We start from the raw sequence: 25562 nt of genomic DNA on the forward strand, positions 1-25562 counted from the left end.
GTCGCCGTCTTCCGTCCCGGCGACTACCATCCGCACTGTCGGCGCCGCTCGTCCGGCGCGACGGATTCGCCCCCGCGTGTCGAATTCGGCGGCCGTCGTCCGTCGTATCGATGGCGGCACGCGGTTTGCGGCCCGGCCACTACAGACAGGAGATTCGCCATGACGATTCAGAAGATCACGCCTTTTCTCTGGTACTCGACGGAAGCCGAGGAAGCAGCCGCCTTCTACACACGCATCTTTCCGGATTCGCGCATCGTGCGCGTCACGTCGGTGTCCGGCACCGACGGTACGCGGATGGTCGAATTCGAGCTGTTCGGGCAGCCGTTCATCGCGATGAGCCACCCGCGCACGGAGACGTTCAATCACGCGATCTCGCTGCTGGTCAGCTGCGCCGACCAGGCGGAACTCGACCGCTACTGGAGCGCCCTGCTCGACAACGGCGGCACGGCCGACGGCTGCGGCTGGCTCAGGGACCGCTACGGCGTGTCGTGGCAGATCGTTCCGGAAGCGCTCATCCCGATGATGGCCGATCGCGACGCAGTCAAGGCGGCACGCGTGGCCGCGGCGATGATGCAGATGACCAAGTTCGACGACGCCGCGCTGAAGGCTGCCTATGCGGGCACGGCGGGTTGACGCAGCACGTCGTGCCTTGAATGCGTGACGGCGCGCCGGTCGAGCGGCGTCGCGAATCGCCGGCGAGCGTCCGGATCGGCTGCTTGTGCGTGCGACGGCGGCGAAAGCGCTGATGATCCGCGGTGTGCCGGCCCGCGAGCCGATCGCGCGCACCGCTGCAATCGCCGCTACGCCGACAGCATCGATTCGACGGTCCGCCGCGCATTGCCGATGAACGCGGCGAGCGGTTCACCCGACAGGAGCGCCGCACCCGCTTCGCCGCCGAGATAGGCGGCGCGCGCAGCCGCTACAACCGGCCGGCAAGCGTCCGGCAGGCGCTCCAGCACCCATGCCGCGGCGACGTCCTTGGGCGCGATCCTGCCGGTTTCCGCGGTGTACCAGATGCGCACGAGCGCGAGCACCACGTTGCACTCGTCGCCGCGCCAGTCCGGTTCGGCATCCCACTGCGCAACGGTAGCGAGAAGCGCGGCGACGAAGTCGCGCGGGGGCACCGGCTCGAACAGCGCGGCCGCCGGCGGACCGACCAGCGCGACACCGTGCTGCCGCGCCTTCGTCAACAGGATCGCCAGATCGTGATCGGCGAGCGCCGGTTCGACGATGCCGGCTTCGAGGTCGCGGCGCAGCCACTCGCCGAACTGCAGTTCGCGTCGCGCCGGATGACGCCACGGCACCGCGTCGCCGCGCGCGACGACGGTGACCTCGAGCGCGCGCATGCCGCCTGCGCAACCGGGCGGCGCCGACGCGGCGAGCAGGTCGAACATCAGCGCGCGCCGCGCCGTTTCGTCGGGCCGCGCGGCCACCGTCACCAGCAGGTCGATGTCGCTGCGCGGTTTCAGGCCGCCGTCGAGTGCCGAGCCGAACAGGTGGATCGCATCCAGCGTCGCACCGAGGTGCCGCTCGATCGCGGCGCGCGCGGCGGCAAGCTGCCCGGCGATTTCGGGCGGGACGAATTCAGTCACGATGCGCGGGCCTCACGATGCGCACGCAACGGGCGCAGCGGGAGCGACGAGGTAACGAGAGCGACGGGCTGAGGCGGAACAACGGCACGTGCGGATGACGATTGCCGTCCGGCATTGCGCAAGCGCGGCACGCCATTCGCCACGCGGCACGCGGCACGCGGCACGCATCGAACCGCACCTCGCAGCCGTTTCGTGTTTTCGCTGCCGCACGATTTGCGCGGCGCAATAAAAATCCCCGCACGCTTTCGCGTGCGGGGATCTCGGGACATCGCAACGGCTGCCGACATGCATCGGCAGCCGTTGCGCGGCATTACGCTGCCGCGTCCTTCAGCTTCTTCAGCGCACGTGCCTTCACGCGCACGCTGGCCGGCTTCGCCGGGAACCAACGCTCTTCGCCCGTGAACGGATCCTTGCCGAAGCGCTTCTTCTTCGCCGGCACGACTTGTGCCGTGATCTTCAGCAGACCCGGCAGCGTGAACTCGCCTGCGCCCTTCTTGTGGACCGAGCCCAGCACGACGTTCTCGAGTGCGACGAGCACTGCTTTGACCGCCTTCACTTCCACGGCTGCGCGCTCAGCGATGTGCGTTGCGAGCGATGCCTTCGTGAACTTGTCCTTCAGCGGCGTCGGAGCAGCGGGCGCCTTCGCGACGGCGGCCTTCTTGGCCACTACTTTCTTCGCGGGCGCTACTTTCTTAGCAGCCACTTTCTTGGCCGGTGCGGCGGCAGCCTTCTTGGCCACCTTTTTTGCGGAAGTCGCCATGTTTCTCCTACCAGGTGTGGTCGTTCGTTGGATACACGAAGCGTGCAATGCGCGCGCTTCAACGCCGGATTCTACAAGCGCCTTGACGCTTCGTGCAGTACTTTTATGCGTTTTCGCGGGGTTTCCCGCAGGTTTTGTTGCGCGCGACCGACTTCAACGACGCTCGAGCGTCAAAAAACACCTTCACGTATGTGCCCGAACACGAATTACGTTCGATATTTGCGCACCTATACTGGGCTCGCTCAATGCCCGGATGCCTCCATGCGCGAAGCCAGATACGTCAAAGGACTCGACGGCCTGCGAGCCATCGCCGTCATCCTCGTTTTCCTGTCCCACAAGGGCCACGTCCTTGCCGTCGACGTCGGCAAGCTTGGCGTGTGGACGTTTTTCTTCATCAGCGGATTCCTGATCGTCGGCGAGCTGCATCGCAACCGCCAGGCAGTCGAATGCGGAACCATGACGCGCCGCCATGCGCTCGCGCTGTTCCTCGCGAAGCGCGCGCTGCGGATCTTCCCCGTGTACTACCTGCTGCTCGCGGCGCTCGCGATCGCGCACGCGCTGTTCTACCAGCGCGGCGTCAACCTCGGGCTCCCGTGGCATGCGGTGTTCCTGTCGAATTACTGGATCGGCGCCGTCAAGGATGGCTGGCCGGGCTCCACGTCGCACTTCTGGAGCCTCGCGGTTGAACAGCAGTTCTATCTGATCGCGCCGCTCGCGCTGCTCGCGGTGCCCGCCGCGCGACACGTCGCGCTCGGCATCGCGGCCGTCGCGCTGTGCGCGCTCGCGCATCTCGCGCTCTACCTGTCCGACGCGTCGCCGGTGCTGATCTACGCATTTTCCCCATGGAATTTCGCGCTGATCGCGCTCGGCGGTGTCGGCGCGATCGCACTCGCCGATCACGGCCCGGCCGCCGTGCGCCGCATTCCGCCCGGCTGGCTCGGCGCGGCAGGCGTCGTGTTCTTCCTCGCGCTGCCCGCGTGCACGGCGCTGCCCGACGCGGTCGCGGGGCTCGCGGATCTCGGCCTGTCCGCGTCCCTCGGCGCGCTGATGCTGTGGATCGTCAGCGAACCCGAGCATCCCGTCGTGGCGCTGCTCGACTGGGGGCCGCTCGTCTATCTCGGCACGATCAGCTACGGCTTCTACCTGTTCCACAACCTGATTCCGACGCGCTTCGGCGCGATGCCCGCGCTCTTCGCGCACGTGCCGATGCCGGAAATCGTCCGCGAAGCGCTGCCCGAGATGCTGCAGTTCGCGCTCGCCGTGCTGCTCGCGCACCTGTCCTGGCGCTATCTCGAAAAAAGGCTGCTCGACTTCAAGAAGCCGATTGCCGCGATGCTGGCCCGGCACTTCGTCGCGCGGCCGGGCACGTCGGCGCGTTGAGCGCCGCGCGGAAGCGGAACACACCGGACGGGAAAGGCGCGGGAAAACCGCGAGACAAGTAGTGCCGGGAAGCTGACACGCGGCGGCGCCGCGTCATGAACCGACATCGACGAAACCGGCGGCGGCGCGAACGTCGACGCGCATCGCGTAACGACAACACCGCCCCGTTCGCCCGGCAAGCGCCTCGGCACCGGTTTCAAGCATGACGCCAGAGCGCGCCGAAGCGCCTCGCTCCGCACGCGCCACGCGCTCCCTTCGAACACGACGACACGACGTGCCGGCCGCACGCACCACGATCGCGCACCGGCACATGCAAAAAAGCCCCGGCGCCTGAGCGGCCGGGGCCAACGGAACAACCACCACCTGAAACAATGAAGCGCGCGGCCGCTTACGCGACGGCAGCCAGCGCGGGCAAGCAGGTACGCAGGTACGCCTCGAATTCGCGGCTCACTTCCGGATGCTGGAGCGCCAGCTCGACGGTCGCCTTGAGATAGCCGATCTTGCTGCCGCAGTCGAAACGCGTGCCGAAGTAGCGGTACGCGAGCACCTGCTCGTTCGCGAGCAGCGTCTGGACCGCATCGGTCAGTTGCAGTTCGCCGCCTGCGCCCGGCTTGAGCTTGCGCAGGTGATCGAAGATCGTCGGCATGAACACGTAGCGGCCGACCACGCCGAGGTTCGACGGCGCATCCTCGGGCGCGGGCTTCTCGATGATGCCCGACAGCTTGATGATGTCCTCTTCCCATTCGCGGCCTTCGACGACGCCGTACGAGCGGCTGTCCTCGCGCGGGATCGTCTCGACCCCGATCACCGAGCTGTGATAGTGGTCGAACACGTCGACGAGCTGCTTGAGCACCGGCTGCTCGCCGTGCAGCAGGTCGTCGGCGAGGATCACCGCGAACGGCTCGCCGTGCACGAGCTTCTCCGCGCACAACACCGCATGGCCGAGGCCGAGTGCTTCCGGCTGGCGCACGTAGAAGCAGTTGACGTGGCTCGGCTTGATGCCGCGCACGAGTTCGAGCAGCTTTTCCTTGCCGCGCGCCTCGAGTTCGGCCTCGATCTCGTACGACTTGTCGAAGTGATCCTCGATCGCGCGCTTGCTGCGCCCGGTGACGAAGATCATCTCGGTGATACCGGCGTTGATCGCCTCCTCGACCGCGTACTGAATCAGCGGCTTGTCGACGACGGGCAACATTTCCTTCGGGCTCGCCTTCGTTGCCGGGAGGAACCGCGTGCCGAGACCGGCAACGGGGAACACGGCCTTGGTGACTTTCAACATGTTCGCATCCTGATTGCGTTGACTGCACCGCGTCGACCTGCTGCGACCCGGCGCGATTGTGTTCCGAACGGCATATCGAGAATCGACGGCACTGCCAATTCCACTCCGCTCATTTTCGATATGGACTGATTGCCCAATTATTCCGAAAAAAATATAATCCCTTCAATCCGGTCGATATTTCCGGACCGTGTGCCGAAGCAGAAACAAATTACCGATTTTCCAGATACAAATTCTTACGATTCGAATTCCTCGATATAGGGCACGCCGCCCCGTTCGAGGCCCGGGCGAATCGGCTCGTTCTTCAGCGCTTCGCGGTACGCCGACAGCACGGCCATGACCAGCAGTACTGCAGCGCTCGCGATCCAATGCATGTCCATCTTGCCGCTCCTTGCATCAATCAACTGGAGCTTCAAACTATCAGAAAAAAATCGGCAAATAATTGACGCGCCTGCGGAACCGCTTTCAGAACCCGATAAAACCATCATGTGGAATCCCGATATTTCCGGGCGAGATTTTTTTATTCATTGATCGAATTCTTGCGCATTACGATGAAACTTTCCGTTCGTCCGTCTTCCACTCACCCGTCGCAAGGAATCGAATCGCATGCAAGCTTTCAGCGGATCGTCTCTGACCGCGCCGCCCGTCGCCGATCGCAAGGAACACGTAATCGACGCGATGCGCGGCTTCGCGGCGCTGCTCGTCGCCTATTTCCATTGCCGCCAGGTCGTCTGGGTCGGCATGCAGACCTTCCATCACGCTTACGGTCGCGCGCTCGACCCGAGCGTGATCGTCGGCTACCTGACCTTCCCGTTCGCGTGGGGCTCCGCCGGCGTGCCGATCTTCTTCGTGATCAGCGGCTACTGCATCCACCGCAACGCGGCGCTCAAGCTCGCGGCCGATCCTGCCTACCGGCTCGACGCGCCCAACTTCTGGGCCCGCCGGTTCGCGCGCATCTACCCGGTGCTGCTCGCCGCGCTGCTGTTCACGCTCGCGCTCGACGCGGTCAGCCTGCAGATCGAGCCCGTCAGCCACAAGATCCGCGACATCGGCCTCACGGCATTCCTCGTGAACCTGTTCTCGCTGCAAGGCGTCGCCGGCTACACGTACGGGTCGAACGGCGCGCTGTGGACGCTGTCGCTCGAAGTGCAGTTCTACGCGATCTATCCGCTGCTGTTCGCGCTGCGCCGGCGCATCGGCATGCCGGCCGTCGTGGCCGCGGTCGCGCTCGTCAACGTCGCATCGGCGTGGCTGCTCGAACGGCACGACCTGCAGTTCTTCACGTCGTACTGGCTGTCCTGGACGATCGGTGCATGGATCGCCGACGTGCGTGCCCAGCAGGCGCGCGGCCCGGCCACCGTGCCGTCGCGCGCGTGGTACGTCGCGGCCGCCGTGCTGCTGGCCGCCGGCTGCGGCGCATTCCGTTTCGGCCAGTACGGCGCGTTCCAGCTGTGGTCGGCCGGTTTCGCGTGCTTCCTGTACCGCGCGCTCGCCCGCCCGCCGCGCTCGACGCCGCCGCTGCGCGTGCTCGGCTGGTTCGGCGACTTCAGCTACTCGCTGTACCTGATCCACCTGCCGCTGTTCGTCTGCCTCGGCTCCGTGCTGTTCCACTCCGAACTGCAACTGTCGATCTGGCCGTCGATCGCGTTCATGGCCGCCGCGATTCCGGTCGCGTACATCTTCTACCGGCTGTTCGAACGGCCCGCGATGACGTGGTCGGCCAGCTTCAAGCCGACACGCCCCGCCCGCGCCGTTGCGCCGGCGCCCGAACGGGCCGTCTGATCCGGCCGGACCGGTTCCGAAGCCCCCGTGCAGCGTTGCGCTGCGCGGGGGCTTTTTCATGGCCGGCGCGTGACGGCATGGCGGGTTGAGCAGGTACGCAGCCAACCCTGTATGCCGGCGTGCGTGACGGCCGCCTGTCCGGCTGCGATGCCATCCACCCTGCCACCCCTGTCGGATTTGTCCCGGCGCCGCCTGGCCGCCCTGCGGCCCGGTCAGCCGCACGACCCCGATCGAATCGGCAACCGGTCGATCCCAAACCCACACCCGTGCCCGACACGACTCGGCTCAGTTCAGCTCGCAACAACCTCCCCGCCGCGCGCCCGACCCAACACCCCACCCTGAAAAACGAAGCCCCCACGCAGCGCAACGCCGCATGAGGGCTCGTTTCCCGCCGGCTGGCGCCGTCGACTACGCCTGCTTCTTCGCCTTCGCGGCCTTCGCCGTATCCGCGAGGATCTTCTCGACGCGCTCCACGTAGGTCTCGGTGCCGAACCGGCGCACCGCCGTCGCACGCCCGCTCGCGACGAGCCGCTCGCGCAGCGCGCCGTCGCGCTTCAGCGTGTCCAGCGCGTTGGCCAGTGCGGTCGCGTCGCCAGGCTCGCAGAGCAGCCCGTTGTCGCCGTCCTCGATGATCTCGACGACGCCGCCCGCGCGAGCCGCGACGACCGGCCGGCGCGCGAGCATCCCTTCGACGATCACGCGCCCGAACGGCTCCGGCGTGATCGACGTGTGCGCGACGACGTCGACCGCCGTCATGCACGCGGCCACGTCGCGCTGGAACCCGAGGAAATGCACGCGCGCGTCCATCCCGTGCTGCGCGACGTATTCGTGCAGTTGCGCCGCGTATTCGTCCTCGCCGAACAGCGGTGCGCCGACCAGCACCACGTGCATGTCGGGGTGCTGCGCGGCAGCCTCCAGCAGCAGGTGCTGCCCCTTCCAGCGCGCGAGGCGGCTGAACGAGCCGACGAGCCACGCATCCTGCGGCAACCCGAGGCGCGCGCGCAGCGCGGCCTGGCTGACGCCTTCCAGCGCATCGAACGGCTCGGCCGAAATGCCGTTGAACACGACGTCGACGTGCTGCGGCGTGAAGCCCGTCAGCGTGCGGAACGCCTGCGCGGACGCGTCGGAATTCGCGATCACGCGCGTGACGCCGAGCCGCGCGCAGTACTTGATCGCCAGCAACTGTTTGCTGCCGAAATGGTCGGTGCTGACAATGTCGCGCAGATGCCAGACCACCGGCTTGCGCGCGAGCCGCCCTGCGAGCGCGGCGACCACCATCGCGCGCTGCGTGTTCGCGTAGATCACCTCGGCGCGGCGCGCGCGCCGCGCGACGTCACGCACGAGCCGCACGAGCTGCTTCAATGCGCCGACCGACACGCCGCCCTGCTTGCGCACGCCCGCGAGCGCGCCCTGGTCGACCACGTCGACGCGTGCGCCGATCTCGTCGAGCGCCGCGCGGAACGGGCCGTCGTCGAACAGCAGCACGTCGGCGTTCGCGCGCATGTGCTTCATGATCTCGAGCAGCGACAGCTCGGCGCCGCCGAGCACGCCGCTCTGGTCGAGCACGAGCGTCGCCGGGCCGCGCGCGGCCGGCATCGGCGCGACGGCCGTGCCGCGCTGCGTGGTCGAGCCGGGCAGCGCGGTTTCCACATAGTCGAGAAAGCGCCGCCGGAACGTATCGGCGGAAAACCGCTCCGCGTTCGCGCGGCATGCGTTCGGCGTGAAACGCTGCGGCGCGCGCTCGAAATCGTCGACGGCCGCGACGATCGCGTGCGGCGTCTGCTCGTCGAAGAACAGCCCGGTCGGGTTCGCGCCCGATTGCGGGTCGAGCACGGTTTCGAGCGCACCGCCCTTGCCGTATGCGATCACCGGCGTGCCGCAGGCCTGCGCCTCGACGACCGAGATCCCGAAATCCTCCTCGGCCGCGAACACGAACGCCTTCGCGCGCCGCATCCGGTCGTGCAGCACCGCGAACGGCTGGTAGCCCATGATCTCGACGTTCGGGCCGGCCTTCGCGCGGATCTTCTGCATCTCGGGGCCGTCGCCGATCACGACCAGCTTGCGCTCGGGCGTCTTCGAGAATGCCTCGACGATCAGGTCGATCTTCTTGTACGGCACCATCCGCGACGCGGTCAGGTAGAAATCGTCCTTGACCGCGTTCAGCGAGAAACCGTCGACGTCGACCGGCGGGAAGATCACCGCCGCGTCGCGGTGGTAGACCTTCTTGATGCGCCGCGCGATGAACGCGGAGTTCGCGACGAAGCCGTCCACCGCGTTCGCGGTGCGCGTGTCCCAGTTGCGGATGTAGTGAAGAATCATCCGCGCAAGCAGCGATTTCGGCCCGTGCGTGAGGTTCGACTGCTCCAGATACTGGTGCTGCAGATCCCACGCATAGCGGATCGGCGAATGCACGTAGCTGATGTGCACCTGGTCCGGCCCGGTCAGCACGCCCTTCGCAACCGCGTGGCTGCTCGAGATCACGAGGTCGTACTCGGACACGTCGAGTTGCTCGATCGCGAGCGGCATCAGCGGCAGGTAGCTGCGGTACTTGGTGCGCGCGAACGGCAGTTTCTGGATGAACGACGTCGTCACCGGCTTGCCGCGCACGAACGCGCGATCGTCGAGAAAATCGACGAGGCTGAACAGGTCCGCGTCGGGAAAGCACGCGACGATCTGTTCGAGCACGCGCTCGGCGCCCGCATAGGTGACGAGCCAGTCGTGGACGATCACCACGCGCAGCGCGCGCGCCGGCTGGCGTGCGCTGGCCCGCTCGGCCGGCATGGACCGGCGCAGCGCGACGGCATCGCCCGCTTCGGCCACGGCCGCATCGGCGGTGGCGAGATTCAATACGGCGTGTTCCGCCAGATCGCGATTCATACGGTTTTCCTCGCATTGAGACGGACAAACAGGTCGCGCACGAGCGCGCGCAACCCCGGCGTCATCGTGAGCGACCACGCGACGTTCAGCACCAGCACGATCGCGCACATGCCGATCGACTCGCCGAGCCCCGGCCACGCCTGCGCGAGAAACAGGCTCGCGAGCAGGAAGGCAAGGTGCGCCAGCATGTCGAGCACGATCGCGCGCATCCGGATCGCCGACAGGTAGAGCAGCACGCCGTAGTCGACGAACGCGCGCGCCGCGACGACCACCGCCGCGCCGATCAGCCCGAAGTGGTGAATGCCGAACCACAGGCCGCCGACGAAGAACGGCATCTGGACGAGCCCGGCGAATGCCGCACGGGACGGATTGACCTGCGACTGGATCAGGATCCGCGTCACACTCGCCTGGCCGACGAGCCACACGCTGATCACCAGCACGCGGCCGACCGGCGCCGAGTGCGCGGCCAGATCGGCGCCGACCCACAGCGTGAGGAACGGCGCGAGCGCGAAGATCGCGACGATGCCGACCGGCGTGAACACGCCGTTCAGGAATTCGAGCGACTGGCGCGCGAGCGTGTCCGCGTGGTCGCGGCCGACCGCCGACAAGCGCGGGAACAGCGTGCGCACGAGCGCGTTCGGCAGCATGTTCAGGCGCGTGACGAGGTTCTGCGGCACCGTGTAGTAGGTGACGAACTTCGCGCCCATGCCGGCGCCGAGCATCACGCGGTCGAGCGTGTCCGCGATCATGCTCGTCGTGCTCGCGATCAGCATCCAGCCGCCGAAGTTGAACAGCCCCTTCGCGGTGCCCCACTGCGGCGGATCGATGCGGCGGATGCCGAGCACCTTGATGCTGGCGTGGCCGAGCATCACCGCCGCGATCAGCCGCGCGACGACTGCCGCGGCGAGCACCGTCTGCAGGTTCGGCGCGATCCACCATGCGGCGCCGAGCGGCAGCAACTGGAACAGGAACGTGCCGATCGTCTGGTTCGTGTTGAACACGCCGAACCGTTCGGCGCCGTTGATCGCGCCGGCGAACACCCACGACACGTTCGCCAGCGGAATCGCGAGCGCGAGCCACGGCAGCGCGAGATACACCTCGTGCTGCATCGCGGCCGACACCTTCGTGAAATACGCGGTGTAGACGAACGCGCCGAAATAGATCAGCAACCCGCCCACGACGCCGGTGCCGAGATTCAGCCAGAACGCGCTCCAGAACACGCGCGCGCTTTCGTCGTCGTTGCCGCTCGCGAGCGCCTTCGAGATGTGGTTCTGCGCGGCCATGCTCATCCCGAGATCGAGGATCCCGAAATAGCCGATCAGCGTCCACACGAGGCTGACGACGCCATAGCGTTCGACGCCGAGCGCGTGGATATACGCGGGCACCGTCACCAGCGACACGAAGGTCGGCAGGATCAGCCCGATGAAATTGATCGAAACGTTCTTGAGTATGCCTTTGTCCATGCTTCTGCCTTGTGTGACGTCGACGACGGCGCGCCGCCCGTCACGGTTTCCAGCGATACATCAGCACCTTGCCGCGCGCGTCTTCCTCGACGAACACGAGGTACTCGCCGTTCTCGCGCCGGAGCGCACTGATGCCGAACGGCACGTCGACCCAGCCGGATGCCTTGCCGACTTCGGTGCCCGGGTTCATCACGCCCACTTCCTTGCCGGTGTCCTTGTCGTACACGTGGATCTTGCCGACCGGCTCCACGGTGAAGATGTAGCGGCCCTCGACCGTGATCCCGATCAGGTCCAGGATCGGCTTCGCGTCGAGCTGCCACGGCAGCGCGACCGTGTAGCGCACGACGGGCGAGCCGCTCGACCACTTGTCGAAGCGCACCAGCACGCGGCCGACTTCCTTGTTGATGCCCGGCTGCGGCGGCGCGTCGGCCGTGTAGCCGGTCACGTACAGCGTGTCCGCTTGCGCGTCGTAGATCGAGCGGCGCAACTGCGTGAACGGCTGCGGCATCGGGTAGGTCGTGACCTTGTCGTACGAGTAGATCGGGTTGCCGGCCTTGTCGACGCCGCCATAGCTGAACCGGTGAATGCCGCGCACGTCGCTCGTGCGCCAGATGTCGCCCTTCGTGTCGACCCACCAGCCCCAGCCGCCCGCCTTCGCCTTGCCGGTCGTGTTGATCTCGAACTCGTCGGCGTCGAGCCGGCCGTTGCCGTTCGCATCGCGCCACAGCCAGTCGCCGCCGGGCGGCTTGTTCGGCACCTTGTCGACCGGCCGCGCGCGGCCCGCGATCAGGCCCGACGGAATCGCGACCTCGCCGTCGCGCTTCGCGTCGAAGCGGTAGATCTTCAGGTGATCGGCATACATGTCGGTCAGGTACAGGAACGTGCGGCCGTCGACGCGGCGCGCGATCGGCATGCCCGGATACTGGTCCGTGTGGAACACCGGATCGTCCGGATACTTGAAGCGGTTCGACAGGAAGCCGACGTATTTCCAGTCCTGGCCCGGCGGCTTCGACAGGTCGAGCTCGAAGCGCTTGTTGCCCGTGTACACGCTGTTCGGTCGCGCGGGGTCGAGCCACGCGCCGTCGACGAACAGCAGCCCCTGCACCTGCCAGCGCGGCTTGCCGTCCGGCGTGTAGCTTTCGAGCACCGCGCCGAGCCCCGCGCCGATCGTGTCGTGGCGCGGCCCGATGCCGTTCATCGCGACATACACGTTGCCCGCGCGATCGACGCCGACGCCCGTCAGCCCGTTGAAGCGCTGCGGCCCCGGCCGCCCCGGCACCGGGCCGGCGAAGATGCCGCCGCGCTCGCCGAGCGTGCCGGATTGCGCATAACCCTTGCCGCCTTTGGAGAAGATCAGGATCTGCTGGCGTGGCCCGTTGTCCGCGACGAGCACGCGCCCTTTCGCGTCGACCGCGACATCCACCGCGTCGGTGCCTTCGGGCAGCGCGGGCGCGTCGTCGAGCTTGCGGCCATCCGCGCGCACGTGCACGAGGTGCGCGGGGCCGTTGAGCGTGTCCGTGAGCAGCCACAGCGTGCCGTCGCCCGCGAGCGCGATGCGGCCCGGCTCGTGCGCGCTCCACGTGCCCTTCTGCTGCATCGTCTCCGCGTCGTACACGTCCACCACGTCATGCGACGGATTGGTCGCGAACAGCGTCTTGTCGTCGGCCGCGAGGCCGCCCACTTCCGCCTTCACCTCGCCCACTTCCGAGCGCGCGGGGGCCGGCACCTCGTTCATCATCATGAAGCTCGCGGCCATGCGCGCGCGGCCGGCGTCGGCACGCCCGCCCGGCGCGACCTGCGGCGCCGCGCGAAACGGCGCGGGCTGCTTCATGTCGCCGATCGTGCGCCGCGAGATGCCGAACCACTGCTTGCCCTTGTCCGGCCAGATGCCGGGCGACTGCAGGTGGCCGCGCTCGTTGCCGACGCCGATCGCGACATACGCGTACTTGCTGTTCACGGCGATCGCGTTGCCGCCGAGATTGCCCCAGCCGTGCGTGCCACCGGCGAAGCCGAGCATCTTCCCGTCCTGGTAGACGCTCGCCTCGGCCCCGCTTTCGTCCCACGGCGCATTCGTATACACCTTGCCTTCAGGCGTCACCGCGATCGCGCGGATGTCGATCTGCGTCCAGCTGCCGTCGCCATAGCCGAACGTGTTGCCGATCCACGACGTCGTCGCGGGCAACACCGTTTCGGCCGGCGCGACGCTCGTCAGCAGCGTCGCGCATACCGTCATGCCTACCAGAATCAGACGTCGCAATGCGCTTCTCCAGACTCGATGCAACAGCGACCGGCACCGCCGCGGACTACCGCCGGCGCACCCTGTCGCTAAATAGGTTTCAAACGTCGCGATGCAGGTTACAAGCAAAAATAATCACAAGAAATTTGGAAATATTTGGGGATGTTTCCGCCTGAAATATCGAACCGGAACAAGCGCGAAATGGCGCCTGAAAACGGCAATAACGACCGCCTCTCGCACGTCGCCACGTAGAAAGTGCCGCCTCGCACCGCCTGTCGCGGCTGCCCGGGCATCAACCTTTCATCTCACGATCGGAATAATCGGCATTTGAATGTTTGTCGTCAGATAAATGGCGCGCGTTTTTTTGCCGATTTCTTTTCCCTAGAATCGTTTTCGATTCGATATTTCATTTAAAGGCATGCATTACGTTCACGCATCGGATGTGCGACACGCCGCGGCCCCCGCCGCGCGTCGCGAAGGAGCGGCGCGATGACGGGCATTTCGCGACCCGCCGACCTGGCCCCGCCGCAACACGGCCGCATCGTGCAGCTCGACGGGCTGCGCGCGATCGCGGTCGGCGCCGTGTTCCTGCAGCACGCGCTGAAGGCGCCGCTGTGGATGGGTGTCGACCTGTTCTTCGTGCTGAGCGGCCTGCTGATCACCGGCATCCTGCTCGATCGCAAGGCGCGCGGGCAGTCGTATTTCAGCCACTTCTACGCTCGCCGCGTGCGCCGCATCCTGCCGCCGTACGTGCTGCTGCTGGTGGTGTCGACGCTCCTGTTCGGTGCGAGCTGGCTGCCGCACTGGCCGTGGTTCGCCTTCTTCTCGACCAATATCGGTCTGTCGCTCGGCAGCATCGGCCACGACAGCCTGAACGTGCTGTGGTCGCTCGCGGTCGAGGAGCAGTTCTATATCTTCTGGCCGTTCGTCGTGCTGTGGTGCTCGGAGCGCGCGCTGCTGTGGGTCGCCGCCGCGCTGATCGTCGCGGCGCCGGTGCTGCGCGCGATCGCGACGCCGTGGTTCGACTCGTTCTGGCCGATCTACTACCTGACGCCGTTCCGGATGGACCTGCTCGCCGCGGGCGCGCTGCTCGCGATCGTGCTGCGCCGCGACCGGCGCGCGCTGGAGCCGTTCTACCCGCTCGCGATCCTCGGCGCGCTCGTGTCGCTCGCGATCCTCGGCTGGCTGCACCTGTCGTTCCCGCGCTTTCGCGCCGCGAACACGCCGCTGTCGAATGCGGCGCTCTACAGCATCTCGCTGCTGCTGTGCACGTCGATCGTCGTGATCGCGCTGCGCGGCCGCGGCATCGTGCAGCGCGTGCTGACGAACCCGATGCTCGTCTACGTAGGCACCGTCAGCTACACCGTGTACCTGATCCACCTGAGCGTGCTGTACGCGCTCTGGCCGCTGCACCTGAACCGCTTCGTCACGGCCGCGCTCGCGCTCGCGATCACGCTCGCCTACGCGACCCTGAGCTGGTACGGCTTCGAACGGCGCCTGACGCGCGGCCCCGCACGCCGCGCGCTGCCGGCTGCCGCCACCAGCACGACCGCCTGATTTTCCCTTTCGCTTCTACCAGGACAACGCCATGAGCCAAACTCGCAAGAAGGCCATCATTACCGGAATCTCGGGGCAAGACGGCGCCTACCTGACCAAGCTGCTGCTCGACAAGGGCTACGAGGTCACGGGCACCTATCGCCGCACCAGTTCGGTGAATTTCTGGCGCATCGCCGAGCTCGGCGTCGACACGCACCCGAACCTCACGCTCGTCGAACACGACCTGACCGACGCGGGCTCGAGCCTGCGCCTGCTCGAACGCACGCAGCCCGACGAGCTGTACAACCTGGCCGCGCAGAGCTTCGTCGGCGTGTCGTTCGACCAGCCGACGACGACTGCCGAAGTGACGGGCCTCGGCCCGTTGAACCTGCTCGAGGCGATCCGCGTCGTGAGCCCGAAGACGCGCTTCTACCAGGCGTCGACGTCCGAGATGTTCGGCAAGGTCCAGGCGATTCCGCAGACCGAAACGACCGCGTTCTACCCGCGCAGCCCCTACGGCGTCGCGAAGCTGTACGCGCACTGGATGACCGTGAACTACCGCGAGTCGTACGGCCTGTTCGGCAGCAGCGGCATCCTGTTCAATCACGAATCGCCGCTGCGCGGCCGCGAGTTCGTCACGCGCAAGATCACCGACACCGTCGCGAAGATCAAGCTCGGCAAGGCGACCCGCCTCGAGCTCGGCAACCTCGACGCGAAGCGCGACTGGGGCTTCGCGCTCGAATACGTCGAAGGGATGTGGCGCATGCTGCAGGCCGACGAGCCCGACACCTACGTGCTCGCGACCGATCGCACCGAGACCGTGCGCGACTTCGTGCAGATGGCATTCGCGGCTGCCGGCTACCAGCTCGAATGGACCGGCAAGGGCGAGCAGGAACGCGGCCTTGACGCGTCGAACGGCAACGTGCTGATCGAAGTGAACCCGAAGTTCTACCGCCCCGCCGAGGTCGACCTGCTGATCGGCTGCGCGGACAAGGCTAAATCCAAGCTCGGCTGGGTGCCGAAGACGACGCTCGAACAACTTTGCCAGATGATGGTCGAAGCGGATTTGACGCGGAATCAACACCATGACACGTTCTGAAGCCGGACGCCCGTCGCGCCGTGCGTTCGTCACGGGCCTGACGGGCTTCACGGGCCGCTACATGGCCGAGCGCCTGCAGGCGGCCGGCTATGACGTCTGGGGCACGATCGCGCCCGGCGCGCCGCGGCCCGACGATCCGGCCTTCGCGCACTGCACGCTGCTGCCCGTCGACCTGCTCGACGCGGACGCGATGCGCGCGGCGGCGGCCGATGCGCGGCCCGATGCGGTCGTGCATCTCGCCGCGCGCGCGCATGTCGCGCAGGACGAGCCGTCGCAGACCTACGCGGTCAACATCGTCGGCACACGCAACCTGCTGGCTGCGCTCGCGGGCCTCGACCGCCGCCCGTCGGCCGTGCTGCTCGCGAGCAGTGCGAACATCTACGGCAATTCGACGGCCGGCGTGCTCGACGAGACCGTCTCGCCCGCCCCCGCCAACGACTACGCGGTCAGCAAGCTCGCGATGGAATACGCGGCGAAGCTGTGGGCCGACCGGCTGCCGATCGCGATCGCGCGGCCGTTCAACTACACGGGCGTCGGTCAGGGCGAAGCGTATCTGCTGCCGAAGCTTGCCGCGCACTACGCGCGCAACGAACCGCGCATCTCGCTCGGCAATCTCGACGTGAGCCGCGATTTCTCCGACGTGCGCGACGTGACGGCCGCCTATCTGAAGCTGCTCGAAGCGGCGCCGGCCGGCGAGACGTTCAACGTCTGCTCGGAGCGCGCGTATTCGCTGAAGGAAGTGCTGGCGATGCTGTCGCGCATCGCCGGTTACGTGATCGACGTGACTGTCGATCCGCGTTTCGTGCGGCACAACGAGGTGAAAAGCCTGAGCGGGTCGCGCGACAAGCTGCGGCGCGCGGTGGGCGAGCTGCCCGTCACGCCGCTCGACGAAACGCTGCGGTGGATGGTGGATGCGATGCGCGCCACGCCGCAAGGGCACGGCGGCTGAATCACGCGGCGCATACGCTAACGCGGTGCGCCGGACGGCAGCTTCATGCGAAAAAAACAACGGGCCGTCTGCTTTGCAGGCGGCCCGTTGTCGTTGATGCGTTGTCGTTGATGCGTTGTCGTCGATGCGTTGTCGTCGATGCGTTGTCGTCGATGCGTCGATGCGGCGAAAGCACCGCGTCGCTCAGCCCTCCAGGCCGCGCACGAGATCGTTACGCAGGTCGCCCGCGTGCTCGAGGCCGACCGACAAGCGAATCAAACCTTCGGTAATCCCCGCCGCCGCGCGCGCTTCCGGCGTGATGCGGCCGTGCGTCGTCGTCGCCGGATGCGTGATCGTCGTGCGCGTATCGCCGAGGTTGCCGGTGATCGAGATCAGCTTCGTGTTGTCGATCACGCGCCATGCGTTCGCGCGCTGCTGCTCGGGCGTGTCGCCCTTCAGCTCGAACGACAGGATCGCGCCGCCCGCCTTCTGCTGACGCTTCGCGAGTTCGTACTGCGGGTGCGACTCGAGGCCCGGATGAAACACGCGCGCCACCGCCGGATGCGAATCGAGCCAGCGCGCGATTTCCAGCGCGTTCGCCGATTGCTTCTCGACGCGCAGCGACAGCGTCTCCATCCCCTTCAGCAACACCCACGCATTGAACGCCGACAGCGTCGGGCCCGCGCTGCGCACGAACGGGAACACCTTGCCCATGATGAATTCCTTCGAGCCGACCAGCGCGCCGCCGAGCACGCGGCCCTGCCCGTCGAGGAATTTCGTTGCCGAGTGCATCACGACGTCCGCGCCGAGCTTCAGCGGCTGCTGCAGCACCGGGCTGCAGAAACAGTTGTCGACGACGAACAGCGCGTTCGCTGCCTTCGCGATCTTGCCGATCGCCTCGATGTCGGCGAGTTCGGTCAGCGGGTTCGACGGCGTCTCGAGGAAGAACATCTTCGTTTCGGGCCGCACGGCTTCCTGCCATGCGTTCAGGTCGGTCGGGTCGACGAAGGTCGTCGTGATCCCGAACTTGCTGAAGATCTGCGAGAACATCCCGAGCGTCGAGCCGAACAGGCTGCGCGAGCTGACGAGGTGGTCGCCCGCCTGCAGCGCGGACATCACGACCGACATGATCGCGGCCATCCCGGAGGCAGTGGCGATGCACGCCTCGCCGCCCTCGAGCGCCGCGAGACGCTCCTGGAACATGGTGACGGTCGGGTTCGTGAAGCGCGAATAGGTGAAGTAGTCTTCCGAATTCGCGAAGCGCTCGGCCGCGTCGGCCGCGCTCTGGAAGCAGAAGCTCGACGTGAGGAACAGCGCTTCCGAGTGCTCGTTGAAGTCGCTGCGCAGCGTGCCCGCGCGCACGGCAAGCGTGTCGAAGTTGAGGGAGTCGTCCATGTTCCGTTTTCCGTATTCGATGGCCGCGCGTGTCGCGCAAGCCAAGTCAAAACCAGGCCAAAACAAAAAGCCCGCTATGCGTCGGCATCAGCGGGCTTCGGTGCGGTACGACAGCGATCGACTCGGGCCGACTGCCGCCGGCCTTCGCTTTAGCTGTTTTGGGAAGTCGCCCCGCGTCCGCAAGCTGAATCAAATCGACGCAAGGCCACATCCTATCACGCTTCGGAAAAAGCGTGCGCCGGTGTCACTCGACCGACAGCTGCAGGTTCATCTGCGAGCGCTGGGTGTCGCCGGCCGTATCGCGATCGGCCTGCGATGCCGGCGTGAGGCGCGCGCGCTCGATCGTATCGAGATACTCGGGCGTCACGTCACCGGTGATGTAGTTGCCGTCGAAGCACGACGCCTCGAAGCCCTCGAGCTTCGGGTTGATGTCGCGCACCGCGCGGCGCAGGTCGTCGACGTCCTGGTAGATCAGGTGGTCGGCGCCGATGATCTTCGCGACTTCATCGTCGGTGCGGCCGTGCGCGACGAGCTCGCCGCGCGTCGGCATGTCGATGCCGTACACGTTCGGGAACTTCACGGGCGGCGCCGCCGATGCGAAGATCACCGATTTCGCGCCCGCATCGCGCGCCATCTGCACGATTTCATGCGAGGTCGTACCGCGCACGATCGAATCGTCGACGATCAGCACGTGCTTGTCCTTGAACTCGATGCTCATCGCGTTGAGCTTCTGGCGCACCGACTTCTTGCGCACGGCCTGCCCCGGCATGATGAACGTACGGCCGACGTAGCGGTTCTTGAAGAAGCCTTCGCGATACTCGACGCCGAGCTTCGCGGCGACCTGCATCGCGGCCGGGCGCGACGAATCGGGAATCGGCATCACGACGTCGATCGGCACGTTCGGCAACTCGCGCTTGATCTTCTCGGCGAGATAGTCGCCCATGCGCAGGCGCACGTTGTAGACGGGCACGCCGTCGAGGCACGAATCCGGACGCGCGAGGTACACGTATTCGAACATGCACGGATTCAGCGTCGGCTTCTCCGCGCATTGCTGGCTGTGGAAGTTGCCGGCCGGGTCGATGAAGATCGCCTCGCCCGGCTGCACGTCGCGCACGAATTCGAAACCGATGCCTTCGACCGCGACCGACTCCGACGCGACCATCCATTCGGTGCCGTGCTCGGTTTCGAGCTTGCCGATGCAGAGCGGGCGGATGCCGAACGGATCGCGGAACGCGAGCAGGCCGTAGCCGGCGATCAGCGACACGATCGCGTACGAGCCCTGCAGGCGGCGATGAACACCGGAAACCGCCTTGAACACCGAGGCCGGATCGAGCTCGAGGCCCGTGGTCGACAGTTGCAGCTCGTGCGCGAACACGTTGAGCAGCACTTCGCTGTCGGAATTGGTGTTGATGTGCCGGCGGTCGATCCGGAACATCTCGTCCTTCAGTTGCTGCCAGTTCGTCAGGTTGCCGTTGTGCGCGAGGATGATGCCGAACGGCGCGTTCACGTAGAACGGCTGTGCCTCGGCTTCGCTCGACGCCGAACCGGCCGTCGGGTAGCGCACCTGGCCGATGCCGTAGGTGCCGGGCAGGCTGCGCATGTTGCGCGTGCGGAACACGTCGCGCACCATGCCGTTCGCCTTGTACATGTGGAAATTGCTGCCGTCCGCCGTCGCGATGCCCGCCGCGTCCTGACCGCGATGCTGCAGCAGCAGCAGGCTGTCATAGATCAGCTGGTTGACCGGAGATTGGGAGATAACGCCTACGATGCCGCACATGGCATGTCCTTCAGAATGACAAAATCGGTTACGTCCTGCCCGGCCGCGTCGTCACACGCGTACATACTGGGCCATGCCGTCGGGCAGGAGCTGCTTCAGCTCGTGCACGCCCTGTTCGGCAAAAGGACGCAATAGCGCATTGCGCCAGAATTCCTGTTTGGGCAGTTCGGTCAGCCCGGCCGCCGCGACCAGCAGCACCACCAGCACACAGCCGCGGACGAGCCCGAACATCATGCCCAGCGAGCGGTCGACGCCGCCCAGGCCGCTCGCCTGCGCGATCCGCGACAGCAGCGCGTTCGCGACGCCGGCGACCAGTACCACACCGATCACGACCAACGCGAAGGCGATCACCCACTGCGTCAGCGCGCCGCCCGGCCAGTTCGCCGGAATGTACGGCACGACCAGCCCAACATAGCGACCGGCGATCACGATCGCCGCGATCCAGCCGATCAGCCCGAAAATCTCCGACACGAAGCCGCGCCACGCACCGCGCAGCGCCGACAACACGATCACCGCCAATACAGCGTAGTCGAAAGCCGTCAGCATCGTGCGTTACTGCGTCAGACCGGCTTCGCGCACCTTCGCGATCGCGGCGGAAGCCGCCGTGCGATCCGCGAACGGGCCGGCACGCAACAGTGTAGCCGTGCTGCCGTCCGCCTGCTTGCGATGTTCGACATATGCGGGCACACCCGCAGATTTCAACTTGGTGGCCCACGAACGGGCCGTCGCGTCATCCTTGAACGAACCGAGCTGCACCGCGAAGCGCGCACCGGCCGGCGACGCCGGCGACGATGCGTCGCCGCTGTCCGGGCTCGCGGCGTCGGCATTCGCGACGGTCGCCGGAGCCGGCTTCGGCGCGGGGGCGGCCGGTTTCGGTGCCGGCTTCGGCGGCGTCACGCTCGCCGTGGTGGTCGTATCGGGTTTCGCGGCCGGCTTGGCGGCATCCTTCGGCGCAGGCGCCGGAACCGCCGCGACGGCGGTGTCGGATGCCGGCGGCTCGTCGTGCGCGACGCCTGCCTGCATGTCGGACGCATCGTCGTCACGCGGCGCGACCGCCTGGTGCGCGGGCCGGTTCGGGATGTCGATCGCGATGTCGTCCGTCACCGGCTTCGGGTGCGAATCGAGCACCATCGGCAGCACGATCACGGCGGCCACGACGAGCGCGATCGCGCCAACGAGGCGACGGCGCGCGCGTTGCTTTTCTGGAAGGGTCGGATCGAGGAGAAGTGCGTCCGATTCCGGACGCTCGGTGCGGCGCGGGCGCCGCTCGACGCGTTCAGTGCGCTCCGTGCGCACGTTCCGGGAGGTCCCGGTGCGACCGCCGCGCCGCGTGGGCGCGTCGTCGTCTTTTTTGCCGAACGAGAAAATTCCCATGAATGGCTGAGTCCGAAACTGCCCGTCAGTCAGTGTTGCTGCGATTTACGGTAGGCCAGCACGCCGGCAACCGTATGGAAACTGCCGAAAACCACGATTCTATCATTCTCGGATGCTCTTTTTAGTGCATCGCGAAACGCTTCGGCCGGCGACGCGTATCGCGTGACGCTCGAGTCGGGCCCCTCCTCCACGCCAGCCTTGCGCAGCGCGGCTTCGAGCTGCTCCGCGGAGGCCGCGCGCGGCAGCGGCAGGTCGGTCACGCACCAGTGGTCGATCTCGCCTTTCAGATGCCGCAGCACGCCGTCGATGTCCTTGTCGTGCATCGCGCCGAACACCGCGTACGTGTACGGGAAGAAGCCCATGTTGCCGAGATTCTGCTCGAGCACGGCCGCCGCATGCGGGTTGTGCGCGACATCGAGCACGATCGCCGGCTTGCCGGGCAGCACCTGGAAGCGCCCCGGCAGCTCGACGTTCGCGAGCCCGAGCCGGATGTCCTGCGCGGACACCGGCAGCACCGGGCGCAGCGCCTCGAGCGCGGCGAGCGCGGCCGATGCATTGATCAGCTGATTCGCGCCGCGCAGCGCCGGATACGCAAGCGCCGGATAGCGCTTCTCGCGGCCGAGGTAGCTCCACTGCTGGCGCTCCGCGCCCGCCTGCGCCTCGTAGCGAAAATCGCGGCCGACGAGCCACAGGTCGGCGCCGATCGCTTCGGCATGGTCGATCAACGTTTGCGGCGCGGCCGGATCGCCGCAGATCGCCGGCTTGCCCGCGCGGAAGATCCCGGCCTTCTCGAACGCGATCTTCTCGCGCGTGTCGCCGAGGTATTCGGTGTGGTCGATGTCGATGCTCGTGACGATCGCGCAATCGGCATCGACGATGTTGACCGCATCGAGCCGGCCGCCGAGGCCGACCTCGAGGACCACCGCGTCGAGCCCGCGCGACGCGAACAGATGCAGGATCGCGAGTGTCGTGAATTCGAAGTACGTGAGCGACACGGGCTCGGCCAGTGACGTCCGTGCGGCTTCGACGGCCTCGAAGTGCGGCAGCAGTTCGTCATCGGTGACGTTCTGCCCGTTCACGCGCGCGCGCTCGTTGAATTCGAGCAGGTGCGGCGACGTGTGGCAGCCGACCTTGTAGCCCGCGCGCACGAGGATCGTCTCGAGGAACGCGCAGGTCGAGCCCTTGCCGTTCGTGCCGCCGACGGTGATGACGGGGCATGCGAATTCGAGCTGCAGCGCCGCCTTGACCTGCCCGATGCGGGTCAGGCCCATGTCGATGCCGACCGGGTGCGCGCGTTCGAGATGCGAAAGCCACGCGTCGAGAGTGGGAAAAGTGCTCATCGGATCAAATCTGGATCGGTACCGCCACTACGCCAAAAAACGAAGCGCGCCGCCTGACGCTGAAGCCAGGCGACGCGCAGAGTCACCACCTCGCGCCGGTCAGGCCAGCGCGTCGGCCGGCTGTCGCTGCAGCAGCGCGAGCAGTTGTGCGATCTCGTCGCGCATCTTGCGGCGATCGACGATCATGTCGATCGCGCCCGTGGTCAGCAGGAATTCGGCGCGCTGGAAGCCTTCCGGCAGCTTCTCGCGGACCGTCTGCTCGATCACGCGCGGGCCGGCGAAGCCGATCAGCGCCTTCGGCTCGGCGATCACGACGTCGCCGAGGAACGCGAAGCTCGCCGACACGCCGCCCATCGTCGGGTCGGTCAGCACCGAGATGAACGGCAGCTTCGCTTCGGCCAGCTTGGTCAGCATCGCGGTGGTTTTCGCCATCTGCATCAGCGACAGCAGGCTTTCCTGCATCCGTGCGCCACCCGACGCCGTGAAGCAGATGAACGGCACGTGCTGTTCCAGCGCGTTCTGCGCGCCGCGCGCGAAGCGCTCGCCGACGACCGAGCCCATCGAGCCGCCCATGAACGAGAACTCGAAGCAGGCCGCGACGACGGGCAGCGTGTGGATCGCACCGCCCATCACGACCATCGCGTCGGTCTCGCCCGTCTCGTCCATCGCTTCCTTCAGACGATCGGGGTACTTGCGGCTGTCCTTGAACTTCAGCGAGTCGACCGGCACGATTTCCTGGCCGATTTCATAACGACCTTCCGGATCGAGCAGCCCGTCGAGGCGCTCGCGTGCACCGATGCGCATGTGGTGATCGCACTTCGGGCACACGTGCAGGTTCGCGTCCACGTCGTTGCGGTACAGCACGGCCTCGCAGGACGGGCACTTGACCCACAGGCCTTCCGGAATGCCCTTGCGGCTTTTCGGGTCGGTCTGCTTGATCTTCGGCGGCAACAGTTTGTCGAGCCAGCTCATCGTATGGTTTCCCTGTTCCGTGGCGGGCCGGGCCGCATGGCCCGCCCGCTCCCTGTGTTGTGTTTATCGCGCCGTCTTGCCCGCGCCGTCCAGCGCGGCACGCAGCTCGGCGATGAACGCCTTCAGCGCGGCGGCGGAGCCTTCCGGCGCGGCGCTTTCGAGCAGCTGCACGAGGCGGCTGCCGATCACGACGGCGTCCGACACCTCGGCCACCGCGCGCGCCGTTTCGGCGTCGCGGATGCCGAAGCCGACGCCGACCGGAACCGGCACGCGCGACTTGATGGCCGGGATTTTACCCGCAATGCTCGAAACATCCAGATTTCCCGCGCCGGTCACGCCCTTGAGCGACACGTAATACACGTAGCCGCTCGCGATCTTGCCGACGTCGGCGATGCGTTCGTCGGTCGACGTAGGTGCGAGCAGGAAGATCGGATCGATCTGCGCGGCGCGCATCTTTTCGGCGAATACCCCCGCCTCTTCAGGCGGATAGTCGACGACGAGCACGCCGTCGACGCCGGCCGCCTGCGCCGCGGCCGCGAATGCGTCGACACCCATCCGCTCGATCGGGTTCGCATAGCCCATCAGCACGACGGGGGTTTTCGCATCGGTTTCGCGGAAGCGCTTCACGTCGGCGAGCACGCTCTTCAGCGTGACGCCGCGCGCGAGCGCGCGTTCCGACGAGCGCTGGATCACGGGGCCGTCGGCCATCGGGTCCGAGAACGGCACCCCGAGCTCGATCACGTCCGCGCCGCCTTCGGCGAGCGCGTGCATGAATTCGACGGTCTTCGCGGGATCCGGGTCGCCGGCCGTGATGAACGGGATCAGGCCCTTTCGGCCTTGTTCGGCGAGCGCGGCAAAGGTCTGCTGGATACGGGACATGGCAATTTTCCTAGGATTCGTTCGGCGATGCGGCGGCGCGATTCACGCGCATGCCGGTGCGACGAGCGCGCTCACGCGCTCGTGCGCGATCGCACAATAACTTTCGTTGATCTCGTAGCCGACGAAGTCGCGCCCCTGCCGTGCGCAGGCCACCGCGGTCGTGCCGCTGCCCATGAACGGATCGAGCACGCGGCCGCCCGGCGGGCAGCTTGCGAGCACCATCCGCTCGACGATTTCCAGCGGCTTCTGGGTCGGATGATCGACGCGCTCCGCATGCTGCCGGTGCAGGCGCGAGACCGACCAGACGTCCTTCGGGTTATAGCCCATCTCCAGCCACTTGCTGCCTTCGAACAGCTTGCGCGAGCGGGCCTTCTTCGTGTCGGCGTCGTACGGGATGCGGACCGGATCGAGATCGAAGTAATACGCCTTGGAAACCGCGAAAAAGCCGATGTTGTCGTGCACCGACGTGAAACGGCGCGTCGTGCCGCCCATGCTCGGCACGCGCCGGTCCCAGATGATCTCGTTGACCATCGTGAGCTTCGTCTTCAGGAAACTGAAGATTTCCGGCGCGTACTGCCATGTGCAGAAGATGTACATCGACCCGCTCGGCTTGAGCTTCGGAATCGCGAGCTCGAGCCACTCGCGCGTCCACGCGAGAAAGTCGTCGCCCGAACGCTTGTCCGAGTCGTTGCCGTAGTCCTTGCCGAGCCCGTACGGCGGATCGGCGACGATCAGGTCGATCGACGCATCCGGCAGGTTCGCGGCATCGGTCAGGAAATCGCGGTTGTGCAGTTCGATACCGGACGGCAGCACGCGCGGCGCGACGGCGGCGGGCTGAACCGCCTCCGCCTCGCTCGCGCCGCCGCCGCCCGGCTCTTCGATCAGGTCACGCATCGGTC

The 25562-nt window shown here is 66.7% G+C and carries 21 protein-coding genes; 6 read left to right on the plus strand and 15 right to left on the minus strand.

Annotation, left to right across the window (positions count from 1 at the left end; translation table 11 throughout):
• Positions 1–159: 159 nt before the first annotated feature.
• A complete protein-coding gene (locus GD429_RS02710) occupies positions 160–633 on the plus strand; it encodes a VOC family protein (protein ID WP_152855557.1) in 474 nt (157 codons plus the stop codon).
• A gap of 167 nt (positions 634–800) precedes the next feature.
• Here GD429_RS02710 and GD429_RS02715 read toward each other — a convergent pair whose 3' ends face one another.
• Both GD429_RS02715 and GD429_RS02720 read right to left on the minus strand, forming a co-directional pair.
• Positions 801–1592, minus strand: a complete 792-nt coding sequence (locus GD429_RS02715; protein WP_321574366.1) for an AadA family aminoglycoside 3''-O-nucleotidyltransferase — start codon at positions 1590–1592, stop codon at positions 801–803.
• Positions 1593–1902: 310 nt separating this feature from the next.
• On the minus strand, positions 1903–2352 hold the full coding sequence (locus tag GD429_RS02720) for an HU family DNA-binding protein (protein ID WP_034179973.1): 450 nt from the start codon (positions 2350–2352) through the stop codon (positions 1903–1905).
• Positions 2353–2613: 261 nt separating this feature from the next.
• Between GD429_RS02720 and GD429_RS02730 the strand changes: the two genes are divergently transcribed.
• Positions 2614–3732 carry an acyltransferase family protein gene (locus tag GD429_RS02730; RefSeq protein WP_152855558.1) on the plus strand — a complete coding sequence of 373 codons (1119 nt, stop codon included), beginning with the start codon at positions 2614–2616 and terminating at the stop codon, positions 3730–3732.
• A gap of 388 nt (positions 3733–4120) precedes the next feature.
• Here GD429_RS02730 and galU read toward each other — a convergent pair whose 3' ends face one another.
• A complete protein-coding gene (gene galU / locus GD429_RS02735; protein ID WP_152855559.1) occupies positions 4121–5008 on the minus strand; it encodes a UTP--glucose-1-phosphate uridylyltransferase GalU in 888 nt (295 codons plus the stop codon).
• A gap of 233 nt (positions 5009–5241) precedes the next feature.
• Complete coding sequence (locus GD429_RS40250) at positions 5242–5385, minus strand: hypothetical protein (protein ID WP_006479318.1); 144 nt, start codon at positions 5383–5385, stop codon at positions 5242–5244.
• Between the two features lie 226 nt (positions 5386–5611).
• Between GD429_RS40250 and GD429_RS02740 the strand changes: the two genes are divergently transcribed.
• Positions 5612–6787, plus strand: coding sequence for an acyltransferase family protein (locus tag GD429_RS02740; protein ID WP_152855560.1), 1176 nt, complete (start codon positions 5612–5614; stop codon positions 6785–6787).
• 408 nt (positions 6788–7195) lie between these two features.
• Here GD429_RS02740 and GD429_RS02745 read toward each other — a convergent pair whose 3' ends face one another.
• Genes GD429_RS02745 through GD429_RS02755 form a run of 3 tightly spaced genes read right to left on the minus strand, consistent with a single transcriptional unit; the run spans position 7196 to position 13360 of the window.
• The gene (locus GD429_RS02745) at positions 7196–9664 is read right to left on the minus strand and encodes a glycosyltransferase family 4 protein (RefSeq protein ID WP_152855561.1); all 2469 of its coding nucleotides are present in this window, start codon (positions 9662–9664) and stop codon (positions 7196–7198) included.
• On the minus strand, positions 9661–11127 hold the full coding sequence (locus tag GD429_RS02750) for a flippase (protein ID WP_152855562.1): 1467 nt from the start codon (positions 11125–11127) through the stop codon (positions 9661–9663). The genes GD429_RS02745 and GD429_RS02750 overlap by 4 nt, the downstream gene beginning before the upstream one ends.
• A gap of 40 nt (positions 11128–11167) precedes the next feature.
• Positions 11168–13360, minus strand: coding sequence for a hypothetical protein (locus GD429_RS02755; protein ID WP_193727049.1), 2193 nt, complete (start codon positions 13358–13360; stop codon positions 11168–11170).
• Positions 13361–13852: 492 nt separating this feature from the next.
• Between GD429_RS02755 and GD429_RS02760 the strand changes: the two genes are divergently transcribed.
• From GD429_RS02760 to GD429_RS02770, 3 genes are read left to right on the plus strand one after another with little or no spacing between them, the layout of a single operon-like run.
• The gene (locus GD429_RS02760) at positions 13853–14920 is read left to right on the plus strand and encodes an acyltransferase family protein (RefSeq protein WP_152855564.1); all 1068 of its coding nucleotides are present in this window, start codon (positions 13853–13855) and stop codon (positions 14918–14920) included.
• Between the two features lie 31 nt (positions 14921–14951).
• Positions 14952–15998: a GDP-mannose 4,6-dehydratase gene (gene gmd, locus GD429_RS02765; protein WP_152855565.1), complete on the plus strand. Its 1047-nt coding sequence runs from the start codon at positions 14952–14954 to the stop codon at positions 15996–15998.
• Positions 15985–16947, plus strand: a complete 963-nt coding sequence (locus tag GD429_RS02770) for an NAD-dependent epimerase/dehydratase family protein (RefSeq protein ID WP_152855566.1) — start codon at positions 15985–15987, stop codon at positions 16945–16947. The genes gmd and GD429_RS02770 overlap by 14 nt, the downstream gene beginning before the upstream one ends.
• A 183-nt stretch (positions 16948–17130) precedes the next feature.
• Here the strand turns inward: GD429_RS02770 and GD429_RS02775 are convergent, their stop codons facing one another.
• From GD429_RS02775 to GD429_RS02810, 8 genes are all read right to left on the minus strand, one after another.
• Complete coding sequence (locus tag GD429_RS02775) at positions 17131–18321, minus strand: O-succinylhomoserine sulfhydrylase (RefSeq protein WP_152855567.1); 1191 nt, start codon at positions 18319–18321, stop codon at positions 17131–17133.
• 244 nt (positions 18322–18565) lie between these two features.
• Entirely contained in the window at positions 18566–20098 is a 1533-nt protein-coding gene (purF, locus tag GD429_RS02780) for an amidophosphoribosyltransferase (RefSeq protein ID WP_152855568.1), read from the minus strand.
• Positions 20099–20149: 51 nt separating this feature from the next.
• Positions 20150–20644 carry a CvpA family protein gene (locus GD429_RS02785; RefSeq protein WP_152855569.1) on the minus strand — a complete coding sequence of 165 codons (495 nt, stop codon included), beginning with the start codon at positions 20642–20644 and terminating at the stop codon, positions 20150–20152.
• A 6-nt stretch (positions 20645–20650) separates the two neighbouring features.
• Positions 20651–21472, minus strand: a complete 822-nt coding sequence (locus GD429_RS02790; protein ID WP_152855570.1) for an SPOR domain-containing protein — start codon at positions 21470–21472, stop codon at positions 20651–20653.
• 29 nt (positions 21473–21501) lie between these two features.
• Positions 21502–22812, minus strand: coding sequence for a bifunctional tetrahydrofolate synthase/dihydrofolate synthase (folC, locus tag GD429_RS02795; RefSeq protein WP_152855571.1), 1311 nt, complete (start codon positions 22810–22812; stop codon positions 21502–21504).
• Positions 22813–22911: 99 nt separating this feature from the next.
• Positions 22912–23784, minus strand: coding sequence for an acetyl-CoA carboxylase, carboxyltransferase subunit beta (gene accD, locus GD429_RS02800; RefSeq protein WP_006755101.1), 873 nt, complete (start codon positions 23782–23784; stop codon positions 22912–22914).
• A gap of 63 nt (positions 23785–23847) precedes the next feature.
• Complete coding sequence (gene trpA / locus GD429_RS02805; protein ID WP_152855572.1) at positions 23848–24663, minus strand: tryptophan synthase subunit alpha; 816 nt, start codon at positions 24661–24663, stop codon at positions 23848–23850.
• A gap of 42 nt (positions 24664–24705) precedes the next feature.
• On the minus strand, positions 24706–25557 hold the full coding sequence (locus GD429_RS02810; protein ID WP_152855573.1) for a DNA-methyltransferase: 852 nt from the start codon (positions 25555–25557) through the stop codon (positions 24706–24708).
• Between the last annotated feature and the right edge of the window lie 5 nt (positions 25558–25562).

Source organism: Burkholderia sp. BE17 (assembly GCF_009362305.1).
GTDB lineage: Bacteria > Pseudomonadota > Gammaproteobacteria > Burkholderiales > Burkholderiaceae > Burkholderia > Burkholderia pyrrocinia_C.

Excerpts from the sequence above, each read along its gene's own strand:
- GD429_RS02710 (WP_152855557.1), top strand. The coding sequence starts at position 160 with ATGACGATTCAGAAGATCACGCCTTTTCTCTGGTACTCGACGGAAGCC.
- GD429_RS02720 (WP_034179973.1), bottom strand. The coding sequence starts at position 2,352 with ATGGCGACTTCCGCAAAAAAGGTGGCCAAGAAGGCTGCCGCCGCACCG.
- GD429_RS02730 (WP_152855558.1), top strand. The coding sequence starts at position 2,614 with ATGCGCGAAGCCAGATACGTCAAAGGACTCGACGGCCTGCGAGCCATC.
- galU (WP_152855559.1), bottom strand. The coding sequence starts at position 5,008 with ATGTTGAAAGTCACCAAGGCCGTGTTCCCCGTTGCCGGTCTCGGCACG.
- GD429_RS40250 (WP_006479318.1), bottom strand. The coding sequence starts at position 5,385 with ATGGACATGCATTGGATCGCGAGCGCTGCAGTACTGCTGGTCATGGCC.
- GD429_RS02740 (WP_152855560.1), top strand. The coding sequence starts at position 5,612 with ATGCAAGCTTTCAGCGGATCGTCTCTGACCGCGCCGCCCGTCGCCGAT.
- GD429_RS02745 (WP_152855561.1), bottom strand. The coding sequence starts at position 9,664 with ATGAATCGCGATCTGGCGGAACACGCCGTATTGAATCTCGCCACCGCC.
- GD429_RS02750 (WP_152855562.1), bottom strand. The coding sequence starts at position 11,127 with ATGGACAAAGGCATACTCAAGAACGTTTCGATCAATTTCATCGGGCTG.
- GD429_RS02755 (WP_193727049.1), bottom strand. The coding sequence starts at position 13,360 with ATGACGGTATGCGCGACGCTGCTGACGAGCGTCGCGCCGGCCGAAACG.
- GD429_RS02760 (WP_152855564.1), top strand. The coding sequence starts at position 13,853 with ATGACGGGCATTTCGCGACCCGCCGACCTGGCCCCGCCGCAACACGGC.
- gmd (WP_152855565.1), top strand. The coding sequence starts at position 14,952 with ATGAGCCAAACTCGCAAGAAGGCCATCATTACCGGAATCTCGGGGCAA.
- GD429_RS02770 (WP_152855566.1), top strand. The coding sequence starts at position 15,985 with ATGACACGTTCTGAAGCCGGACGCCCGTCGCGCCGTGCGTTCGTCACG.
- GD429_RS02775 (WP_152855567.1), bottom strand. The coding sequence starts at position 18,321 with ATGGACGACTCCCTCAACTTCGACACGCTTGCCGTGCGCGCGGGCACG.
- purF (WP_152855568.1), bottom strand. The coding sequence starts at position 20,098 with ATGTGCGGCATCGTAGGCGTTATCTCCCAATCTCCGGTCAACCAGCTG.
- GD429_RS02785 (WP_152855569.1), bottom strand. The coding sequence starts at position 20,644 with ATGCTGACGGCTTTCGACTACGCTGTATTGGCGGTGATCGTGTTGTCG.
- GD429_RS02790 (WP_152855570.1), bottom strand. The coding sequence starts at position 21,472 with ATGGGAATTTTCTCGTTCGGCAAAAAAGACGACGACGCGCCCACGCGG.
- folC (WP_152855571.1), bottom strand. The coding sequence starts at position 22,812 with ATGAGCACTTTTCCCACTCTCGACGCGTGGCTTTCGCATCTCGAACGC.
- accD (WP_006755101.1), bottom strand. The coding sequence starts at position 23,784 with ATGAGCTGGCTCGACAAACTGTTGCCGCCGAAGATCAAGCAGACCGAC.
- trpA (WP_152855572.1), bottom strand. The coding sequence starts at position 24,663 with ATGTCCCGTATCCAGCAGACCTTTGCCGCGCTCGCCGAACAAGGCCGA.
- GD429_RS02810 (WP_152855573.1), bottom strand. The coding sequence starts at position 25,557 with ATGCGTGACCTGATCGAAGAGCCGGGCGGCGGCGGCGCGAGCGAGGCG.